3 protein-coding genes are annotated in these 1,648 nt (G+C 60.4%); all 3 read left to right on the top strand.

Annotation, left to right across the window (positions count from 1 at the left end; all coding sequences use genetic code 11):
* A partial coding sequence (gene iscU / locus M0954_RS27005) for a Fe-S cluster assembly scaffold IscU (protein ID WP_297356522.1) occupies window positions 1–401 on the top strand: 401 nt, incomplete at its 5' end.
* A gap of 17 nt (window positions 402–418) precedes the next feature.
* Window positions 419–742, top strand: a complete 324-nt coding sequence (iscA, locus tag M0954_RS27000; RefSeq protein ID WP_123387800.1) for an iron-sulfur cluster assembly protein IscA — start codon at window positions 419–421, stop codon at window positions 740–742.
* 165 nt (window positions 743–907) lie between these two features.
* Entirely contained in the window at window positions 908–1,435 is a 528-nt protein-coding gene (gene hscB / locus M0954_RS26995) for a Fe-S protein assembly co-chaperone HscB (protein WP_133893025.1), read from the top strand.
* The last annotated feature ends 213 nt before the right edge of the window (window positions 1,436–1,648 follow it).

Below are 1,648 nucleotides of genomic sequence, written 5' to 3'. Positions count from 1 at the left end.
AGGTTCTGGACCATTACGAAAATCCGCGCAACGTCGGTTCGTTCGCCAAGGACGACGATGCAGTCGGCACCGGCATGGTCGGCGCGCCGGCCTGCGGCGACGTGATGAAGCTGCAGATCCGCGTGGGTGCGGACGGCATCATCGAAGACGCCAAGTTCAAGACGTACGGCTGCGGTTCGGCCATCGCGTCGAGCTCGCTGGTCACCGAATGGGTGAAGGGCAAGACGCTCGATCAGGCCATGGAAATCAAGAACACGCACATCGCCGAAGAACTGGCGCTGCCGCCGGTCAAGATCCACTGCTCGATCCTCGCGGAAGACGCGATCAAGGCAGCCGTGGCTGACTACAAGCAGCGTCATGGCGCAACCGCGGAAGCGGGCGAAAAGCAGCAGGCCGCTTGAGGCCGTTGAGAAACGCTATGGCAATTACGTTGACCGAGAAGGCAGCAAATCACGTCCAGAAATTTCTGGTCCGGCGCGGCAAGGGTGTCGGGCTGCGGCTTGGCGTGCGCACGACCGGATGCTCGGGCTTGGCCTACAAGCTCGAGTACGTGGACGAACTCGCGCCGGAAGATCAGGTATTCGAGTGCAACGGCGTGAAAATCATTGTCGACCCGAAGAGCCTCGCCTATATCGACGGCACGGAACTCGACTTTGCGCGCGAAGGATTGAACGAAGGCTTCAAGTTCAACAACCCGAACGTCAAGGACGAGTGCGGCTGCGGCGAATCGTTCCGCGTCTGAACAGGTTGAGTCCGCGTGAAGCGGAAAAAAGGCGGCGCGGGCCGCCTTTTTAATTTGTCGCACGTCGTTGTACCTTGCGTTGCGCTTTATGTGCCTGATTGCATCTTTACGTTGCACTTGATGCCTGAAACTCAGGTGCGCTTTTTGAACGGACCACATCATCCGATGGCCTCGCTGAACGACAGCCACTTCGATCTGTTCGACTTGCCGGCCCAATACGCGCTCGATGCCAGTGCGCTCGATCATGCGTACCGTACCGTGCAGTCGCAGGTTCACCCCGACCGTTTTGCCGCTGCGGGTGACGCGCAAAAGCGCATCGCGATGCAATGGGCGACACGGACGAACGAGGCGTATCAGACCTTGCGCGATCCATTGAAGCGCGCCACGTATCTCCTGTCGCTGCGCGGCATCGATGTCGGCGCGGAGAACAATACGGCGATGGAGCCGGCATTCCTGATGCAGCAGATGGAATGGCGCGAAGGTATCGAAGACGCTGCGGCCGCGAAGAATGTCGACGCGCTCGACGCCTTGCTCACCGAGTTGCGCGACGAAGAGCGGGTGCGCTTCACGAAACTTGGCGCGCTACTCGATAGCGGCGTGGATCAGGCGGCGGGCGAAGCGGTGCGGCAGTTGATGTTCATTGAGCGCGTGGCGGCGGAAATTGGCACGCAGATCGAGCGGCTCGACAACTGAAGCAAACGAAGCATCTAGCGTCAACGCACGCAAGCGGACGCGATTGGAAACGAGCCGGATGCAAACCGGACGCCACGGCAGCAAGCCGTAGCGTTCAACCCAGCAACGCGAACCATTCAGGACGGGGCCGAACGATCCCCGAAGAAGATCTCAGATGGCTTTACTGCAAATCTCCGAACCCGGCATGGCGCCCGCGCCGCATCAACGGCGCCT

Origin of the sequence: Paraburkholderia sp. (genome assembly GCF_026225065.1) — a bacterium.
GTDB lineage: Bacteria > Pseudomonadota > Gammaproteobacteria > Burkholderiales > Burkholderiaceae > Paraburkholderia.
Note: the sequence above shows the minus strand (reverse complement) of the source record. Positions and strands in the feature narration are given on the sequence as shown.